Raw genomic sequence first — 7,674 nt, forward strand, 5'->3', positions numbered from 1 at the left:
CCGAGCCGGGCAGGCGCTGGGCGGCCGGTTCGGGGGCCGCGGGGGCCGAGCCGCCGGAGTGCATCGGGCGGGTGGGCAGGATCGAGCCGGGCAGGACGACGACCGCGGTGACGCCGCCCTGCGGGTCGTCGCGCAGCTGGACGCGTACGCCGTGCCGGGCGGCCAGCCGCACCACCACGTACAGGCCGAGGCCCAGGGCCTCGTCGACGGTCTCGGAGGTGGAGGCGACCTCGGGGTCGGCGAGCCGCTCGTTGACCTCGGCGAGGCGTTCGGCGGTCATGCCGATGCCCTCGTCCTGGACGGAGAGCATGACCTCGCCGGTCTCCAGCAGCCAGCCGGAGAGCTCGACATGGGCCTCCGGCGGGGAGAAGGCGGTGGCGTTCTCCAGGAGTTCGGAGACCAGGTGGCTGATGTCGTCCGCGGCGAAGCCCGCGACCTGGGAGTGCGGGGGCAGCGAGAGGATGCGGACACGCTCGTAGCGCTCGATCTCGCTGATGGAGGCGCGCAGCACGTCCAGCAGCGGCACGGCGGCGGCGTGGGTGGTGCCGTGCTGTTCGGCGCCCGCGAGGACCAGCAGGTTCTCGCTGTGGCGGCGCATCCGCGCGGCGAAGTGGTCCAGCTTGAAGAGGGTTTCCAGGCGCTCGGGGTCCTGCTCGGTCTCCTCCAGCTGCTCGATGACGGCGAGCTGGCGCTCCACCAGGCCGAGGGTGCGCAGCGACAGGTTGACGAACCGGCCGTGGACGCCGGTGCGCAGCACCGCGAGCCGCTCGGTGAGGTCGGCGTTCTCCTTCTGGAGCGCCACCCGCTCGTCGTGCAGGGCCTGGCGTTCCGTGGCGAGCTGCTTGCGGTTGCCGACGAGGCGGCCGCGTTCGGCCTCCATCTCGGCGCCGCGCCGGGCCAGCTCGCCGACCTGGGCGTGCAGCGCGTTGACGGACCGTACGGTGGCGGCGAACTCGTCGTTGCGGCCCTTGAAGCCGATCGGCTCCTCGTTGCCGGGGTCGGCGGCGACGCGCTGGGCGCCGAGCCGCAGCGCGGCGAGCGGGCGGGTCATCGAGCGGGCGACGGAGATGCTGACGCCGGCGGCGAGCAGCAGGCAGGCGCCGACCAGCGCGATACGGATCTCCAGCGCGGTGACGTCGTCGTCGCGGAGGGTGCTGAGCCGGTCCACGTTCTGGGCGGCCATGGAGGACTCGACGCCGCGCATCAGCCCGATGCGGGCGGTGAGGCTGCCGCGGACCCGGTCGCGGTCGAGGCCGGTGTCGGTGCGGCCGCCGGAGAGCCGGGAGAGGTAGCGCTCTGCGGTGGTGACGTCGGAGCCGGTGACGGTCCGGTCGTAGGCGTCCTTGGCCTTGGGGCTCGCGACGCGGGCGAAGTCGGCGAGCGCGCCCTGCTCGCGTACGTGCGCGACCTGGGCGGCGGAGGTCAGCTTGGCGGTCTGTTTGCCGCCGGTCCCGGTCGGCGGGGTGGTGGGGACGCCGGGGAGCTGGGGCGTCTGCGGGGTCTCCTGCCCGCCGGCGAGCGAGGCGAGGAGCAGGGCGCGGGCGGCGGCGGCCTGGTCGGCGGCGAGGCCGAGGTAGGGCAGGGCGCGGGTGTCGGCGCCCGCCTCCCCGGCGCGGGCGGGCAGCCGGCGGGCGAGGTCGTCGGCGATGCCGCCGAGGGCCTGGACGACGCGGCTGTACGCGTCGAAGGTGGCCTGGGCGGAGCCGTGCCCGGACAGCGCCTGCTGCCGGATGCCGGACAGCGCGTCGAGCTGCTCGGCGACGTCGTCGAAGGAGGTGCCGCCCTTGGCCGCGGCGCGCAGCTCGCGGACCTGGCGGTCCACCCGGGCGCGCTGGGAGCCGGAGGCGCCCGCCGGACCGGAGCCGCGGCCGGCGGCGACGTGCTCGGTCATGGCGTCGCGCTCGTCGGCGACGGAGTGGGCGAGGCCGACGGCGCGCGCGTTCAGCTGCGCGAGGTCGACCAGCTGCTGGCTGGTGTGGGTGTCGTCGACGGCGCTCAGCACGGCGGGGGCGCCGGCTCCCACCACGGCGGCGGCCACCACGGCCACCGCGCCCATCAGGCGGTTACGTACGCGCGCGGGGCGCCCGCGCGGGGCCCCGCCGTCCGCCGTGCCGGGACCGGGCGTCGTGCCCGTACCCGGTGCCGAGAACGAACGTGCCGGTGTACCCGGCTTCCCTGCGCCGCCCCGAAGCCGCTTCTTCCGCACCGCTGCTCGCATTCCTGTCTCGCAACCCACGCCGTGTGGCCCCGTGGGCCCGGCTCGCTCTCCGTTCGTGGGGCGGACCCGCGCGCAGAGCGCGGCGGTGCACACCTTCGCGAAGGGAACAGCCCGGCTGTGCGCGTCGCGTCGAATGTCCTGGCCCGCCCCCGATCATCCGGGAAGTGACCTTTCCACCGGCGCCGCGCAGTGGCTCGGCAACACCGGCCCGGCCACTTGAATGAGTGAACATCAATCAGAAGTTGACCACCAACTTGCCCGAATGTGCCACCCCTCGTGCAACCCTGTGCAACCTCGTGGCGGGTTTGGAGAACCGGACCGGTCCTGAAAAGATGCCCGCCCGCACGGCCCGGACGTCCCTCACGGGCCGCCCCTTTCACGGCCGCCCCGGGCACACACAGAACGCACACAAACGTGTCGCCCCGGCGCCCGCGCGCGCCCGGCCTCCGGCAGACTCCCCGTCATGCGCTTCGCACTCGCCACCGAGCCCGGCACCCCTCAACACCCGAACGAGGACTACGCATCTGTCGCCCTCCCCGCCTCCGGCGACGGGGGTGTGCTCGTCCTTCTCGACGGAGTGACGCCACCGGAGGGCGACTACGGCTGTGTGCACACGGTCCCCTGGTTCACCGCACGACTCGGTGGCGCAATGCTCGAACTGTCGGGTTCGCGCCGGGACATGACGCTCACCGAGGTGCTGGCCGAGGCCATCTCCCGTACGGCCGCCGTTCACCGGGACACCTGTGACCTTTCTCACCCACGTACGCCCCAGGCAACCGTGGTGGCGGCGCGCTGGTCCGAACGCACCGTCGAACACCTGGTCCTTTCCGATGCGGCGCTGCTCGTGGAGCACGCGGACGGCACGGTACGACCGGTCCTCGACACCCGCCTGAACGCCCTCCCGCCCGAGGTCCGCTCGCTCGGCTCCGCCGTACGCGCCCTGCCCCGCGACTCCGCGGAACGCGCCGCCGCCCGCCGCGCGTACGCCGCCGCCGTGGAGGCGCTGCGCAACGCCGAGGGCGGCTTCTTCACCGCGGCGGCCGACCCCGCGGTGGCCGCCCGCGCGGTCACCGGCACCCTCCCGCGCGCCGAGGTCCGCTCGCTGACCGCGCTCAGCGACGGCGCGGCGCGCTTCGTCGAGGTCTTCCGGGAGGGGTCGTGGGCGGAGTGCGCGGCGCTGGTGGCCCGCAAGGGTCCGCAGGCACTCATCGACCGGGTGCGGGCGGCGGAGTCCGCCGACCCGCGGGGCCTTGTCCATCCGCGCGGCAAGCGGCACGACGACGCCGCGGTGGTCTTCGCGGAACTCTGACGCCCTCAGCGCCTATGGCGGGCGGGCGGCCTGACGGCCCGGCAGCGGACGCGGCGCTCCCCGCACCGTTCAGGCGCCCCCGCAGCCGCTCTCGCACTCGCCCTCCTGCTCGGCGTTCAGCCGGTTGAGGAGCCGGGCCAGTTCGGCGACCTCCGCGCGGTCCCAGGAGGCGAGGCGGCGGGCGTAGCGGGCCCGGCGGGCGGTGCGCACCCGCGCGAAGCGCTCGCGCCCCTCGTCCGTGATCCGCACCAGGACGGCGCGCCCGTCGGCCGGATCGGGCTCCTTGGCGACGAGCCCCAGCCGCTCCAGGGCCTGGAGCTGACGGCTTATCGTCGCCTTGCCGACGCCGAAGAAGCCCGCCAGGTCGGTGGCGCGCTGGGACCCGGTGTCGGCGAGCCGGACCAGCAGCCCGTAGGCGGCGGGCTCCAGGTCGGGGTGGACCTCGCGGGACATCTCGCCCGAGGTGGCGCGGGCCCGCCGGAGGAACACCGCCAGCTCGTGCTCCAGGGACAGGAACGCCTCGTCCGCCTCACGCGGCCCGCCGTCCGCCGTCGTCCCGTGGGCTTCGGAGTTGTCCACGTCTGCGCCCTTTCCGGCTTTCCTCACCCTGAAAGTTTCCGTCGGCCGCGGCCGAAGCCGCAGCTAGGGCCAGTATTTCGCAGGAATAGACCAACGGCGGCCATGCTCCCCCCTTTTATCGCCAGGGTCTACGCGCGTATCGTCAATTCTGGCATGGGCACACCAAGTGCGGGCCGCCGGGCACCGGCCCTTCCCAGCCGCACCACCCGCACCACGTCTCCTGTACACCGCGCCGTTGGTGTGTCTGGCTACGTTCGGCACCGCCAGGCACCCCCGCACACCACCGGCCTCTCCGCACGGCGCACGACCCGGCCTCGCGCCGTCCCCCCTCAGGTCACCCACCGAGATCCACGGAGGCACGCATGTCCGTGCACGGTTCCGGCTCCCCCCACCGCACCCGCCCCCTGGCGACGGCGGCCGGGATGCTTCTCGCGGTCCTCGCACTCCTCGCCGGCACGGCCGGCCCCGCCGACGCCGCGTCCGCGCGGCGCGCACCCGAACCGACCCACCCCGAACGGGACTGGGCCGGCTCCCAGATCGCCGCCCGCGAGGGCATCGCCCCCGGCACCGGGCAACCGCCCGGCCTGGCCGCCTCCGTCGAGGGCGTGGACGTCAGCGGCCACAACGGCAATGTCGACTGGTCGTCGCTCTCGGGCGGCGGCGTGCGCTTCGCGTACGTCAAGGCGACCGAGTCCACCAGCTACACCAACCCGTACTTCGCCCAGCAGTACAACGGCTCGTACAACACCGGCATGATCCGCGGCGCCTACCACTTCGCCACCCCGGACACCTCCAGCGGCGCCGCCCAGGCCAACTACTTCGCCGACCACGGCGGCGGCTGGTCCAAGGACGGCAAGACGCTGCCCGGCGCGCTGGACATGGAGTACAACCCCTACGGCGAGACCTGCTACGGGATGAGCGCGACCGGGCTGGTCAACTGGATGAAGGACTGGTTCGCCACCTACAAGGCCCGCACCGGCCGCGACGCCGTCATCTACACCTCCACCAACTGGTGGAAGCAGTGCACCGGCAACTACTCCGGCTTCGGCAGCGTCAACCCCCTGTGGATTCCCCGTTACGGCTCCTCGGTCGGCGAACTCCCGGCCGGCTGGGGCTTCCACACCATCTGGCAGTACACCTCCTCCGGCCCCGCCGTCGGCGACCGCGACAGCTTCAACGGCGCCTACGACCGCCTCCAGGCACTGGCCAACGGCTGACCCGGCCCGGCAAACGAAGCGCCCCGTCACCCTCACGGGCGGCGGGGCGCAGATCCCGCCCCCGCCGTGGGTGTCTGTGAACGAGCCCGTGGCGGGGACGGCTGCCCGTACGACGCAAGGGGGAAAGCGGCGGGGCGTTGCTGTGTCCGGCTCAGCAGAAGAGACTGCGCCTGCCGACAACAGGTAGGACGATGGCGCGAGGAATGGCCCTGCGTCGGCAGAACGAAGGTGAGCACACGTGCCTGTCATCCTGCGCAATAGCGGCGGTAACGGCGACAAGTTGCCGGGACAGCCGTACCCCGGCCCTCATGAGCCGCCGACCCCGGACGACGGTCCCGGCGTCCCCGACCCGCTCAAGGCTGCCTGACCAGTGACCGCCGACGCACACCAGGAGCGCCCCGGCCGTGCAGAGCTGGGGCGTGTCCTCATGTCCGCCGGATTCCTTTCCCCGGACTGGGCACCGGCGTTTCGGGCTGTGCCCCGCTCCGCGTTCCTGCCCGACCTGATGTGGCCGTTCGACATGGGCACCGCCCGGAGTGTCGCGGTCAGCAAGGCGGACGATCCGGAAACATGGGAGCGATACGCCGACTCCGACGCGCCGATCGTCACGCAGTGGGACGACGGCCGGCATTCCGGCGCCGCACCGGGACAGGTTGCCACCAGCTCCGCGTCCATGCCGAGTGTGGTGTTCTCCATGCTCCGGGACCTGGACGTACAGCCCGGAAACCGCGCGATGGAAATCGGCACCGGTACCGGCTGGAACGCGGCACTGATGGCTCACCGCCTCGGGGCCGGGAACGTCGTCACGGTGGAAGTGGACGAAGCCGTGGCGGCGACAGGACGGGCGGCTCTGGAACGCTTCGGTGCGCCTGTCCGTGTGGTGCACGGGGACGGCTTCAAGGGGTACCCGGCGGCAGCGCCGTACGACCGGATCATCGCAACCTGCGGTCTTCGGTCCGTCCCGTTCGCATGGGTGGAGCAGAGCCGGCCGGGCGGAGTGATCGTCGTCCCGTGGGGGACGCATTACGGCAACGGAGATGCCGTGGCCCGGCTGGTCGTCGCCGGCGACGGGCAGAGCGCGTCAGGGGCGTTCACAGGGCCTGTGGAGTTCATGAAACTACGGGCGCAGCGCTGCCCGCCCGTGGTCCACCGCGAGTACGTCCCGGGCAGCGTGGCCGATGGTGACGAGTCGTCCACCACGGTCACGGAGGATCAGTTCCTGTCCGCCCGGTTCAGTCCCCAGCGGTTCGCACTGGGGCTTCGGGTGCCGGATTGCCTCCACGTCGTCGCCGGCAAGGAGGACGGGGCACGACCCGTGTGGTTCTACGGACTCACGGACCGCTCATGGGCGTGTGCGCAGTTCCGCGACGGGGCGAAGGCGCGCGTCTGGCAGTCCGGCCCGCGTCGGCTCTGGGACGAGGCAGAAGCCGCCCACCAGTGGTGGGAGGACCAGGGCCGACCGGGGTTCGAGCGTTTCGGTCTGACCGTGGACGGCGACGGCGAGCGGGTGTGGTTGGACTCGCCGGAGCATCTCGTACCGGTCCGCGCGGCCTCCTGACCGCCCCGCGAAGGGGCCCTGTCCGTGCGTCTCCCGCGACGCACGGACAGGGCCCCTTCGCTCGCCGTCGGGTCACCCCCGCGTGGACGCCCCCGCGCCAGGTACGACCCGCCGTCCCCGCTCCCCTCCCGCACGGACCGGACGGACCGTCCGGACCGTCCGGAGCGCCGGGTGCCCCAGGTCGCCGCGGAGGGGGACGGAGGCGGCGCGGCGGGAGTGGTCGCGGCGGAGGAGGGGCCAGGTGGCGACGCCCAGGAAGAGGGAGAGGAGATGACCCCAGTCGGTCATGGGGTCGGCGAGGGCGAGGAGGTCGGTGACGGCCAGAGTGGCCGCCGCGCCCAGGAGAAGAGGACGGGACCAGCGGGGCAGCAGGCCGGCCAGGGCGCCGGCGCAGGTCATCACGCCGAAGCTGATGCCGTAGTCGAGGCGGTGCAGCGAGCTGGGCGGGAGCCCGCCCAGGGCGACGGAGAAGCCGACGGGGAGTTCGGTGGCGACGGTGGCGAGCGCGTGGCCGCCGAAGAACACCGCGGCCGTGCGCGCCCCGCCCAGGCGCCGCTCCAGGGCGGACAGGACGAACGGGAGGGCGAGGGCGTAGCCGGAGGTCAGGCCGCCCGCGATCCAGGCGGCGCTGGCGAGGAGGACCAGCAGCGGGTCCCGGGTGAGGTGGCCGACGTCCGTACTGGAGGCGCGCAGCAGGGAGTCGACGAGCGCGGGGTCGGCGGCCTCGGCGAAGAGTGTGGTCGTGACGAGGAGCAGGGCATAGACGAAGGTGAACGGCGTCCCGGCGGGCGTC

Annotated in this window: 6 protein-coding genes; 3 read left to right on the forward strand and 3 right to left on the reverse strand. The window is 73.5% G+C overall.

Going from position 1 to position 7,674, the window contains the following annotated elements; genetic code table 11:
- Positions 1 to 2,056 (reverse strand): sensor histidine kinase (locus AC51EU_RS24225; RefSeq protein WP_496269171.1); only part of this gene is annotated, 2,056 nt, incomplete at its 3' end.
- A gap of 625 nt (positions 2,057 to 2,681) precedes the next feature.
- On the opposite strand from AC51EU_RS24225, the gene AC51EU_RS24230 reads away from it, so the two are divergent.
- Positions 2,682 to 3,527 carry a hypothetical protein gene (locus AC51EU_RS24230; RefSeq protein WP_496269172.1) on the forward strand — a complete coding sequence of 282 codons (846 nt, stop codon included), beginning with the start codon at positions 2,682 to 2,684 and terminating at the stop codon, positions 3,525 to 3,527.
- 69 nt (positions 3,528 to 3,596) lie between these two features.
- On the opposite strand, the gene AC51EU_RS24235 is transcribed toward AC51EU_RS24230, so the two are convergent.
- Positions 3,597 to 4,106 (reverse strand): MarR family winged helix-turn-helix transcriptional regulator, encoded by a 510-nt coding sequence (locus AC51EU_RS24235; RefSeq protein WP_496269173.1) that lies wholly within the window; start codon positions 4,104 to 4,106, stop codon positions 3,597 to 3,599.
- Between the two features lie 362 nt (positions 4,107 to 4,468).
- Here AC51EU_RS24235 and AC51EU_RS24240 point away from each other — a divergent pair, with 362 nt between their 5' ends.
- Entirely contained in the window at positions 4,469 to 5,323 is an 855-nt protein-coding gene (locus AC51EU_RS24240) for a lysozyme (protein ID WP_496269174.1), read from the forward strand.
- Between the two features lie 427 nt (positions 5,324 to 5,750).
- A complete protein-coding gene (locus AC51EU_RS24245) occupies positions 5,751 to 6,881 on the forward strand; it encodes a methyltransferase domain-containing protein (RefSeq protein ID WP_496269176.1) in 1,131 nt (376 codons plus the stop codon).
- A gap of 72 nt (positions 6,882 to 6,953) precedes the next feature.
- On the opposite strand, the gene AC51EU_RS24250 is transcribed toward AC51EU_RS24245, so the two are convergent.
- On the reverse strand, positions 6,954 to 7,674 hold a 721-nt coding region (locus AC51EU_RS24250), incomplete at its 5' end, for a rhomboid-like protein (RefSeq protein WP_496269175.1).

The sequence above is a fragment of the Candidatus Streptomyces philanthi genome, from assembly GCF_059553635.1.